Genomic DNA, 241 nt, shown 5'->3' with positions numbered 1-241 from the left:
ACACCAAAGATTATTTCTCCACAGAAAGAGTACAATGGGCTTTTGATTCTTCAAAAAATAATTTAAACCCATCTTGGTCTAGACCTTTAGGAAGAAGCTACAATGAGCAAAACTATACTTCATTACAAATTAATGTAAATGGAGAATTTAATACAGGAAGTATTAATCATAAAGTATTAATTGGTACTGATGGAGATTATGGGCAAGCTGATACCTATGCTTATAAGATTGACGCTAATAC

At 31.5% G+C, this 241-nt stretch carries 1 protein-coding gene; it reads left to right on the top strand.

Going from position 1 to position 241, the window contains the following annotated elements; translation table 11 throughout:
* The coding region (locus SB752_RS33185) for a hypothetical protein (RefSeq protein ID WP_410719626.1) at positions 1 to 241 on the top strand (241 nt) is incomplete at both ends.

Source organism: Brevibacillus sp. SIMBA_040, from assembly GCF_046535075.1.
GTDB lineage: Bacteria > Bacillota > Bacilli > Brevibacillales > Brevibacillaceae > Brevibacillus.
Note: the sequence above shows the minus strand (reverse complement) of the source record. Positions and strands in the feature narration are given on the sequence as shown.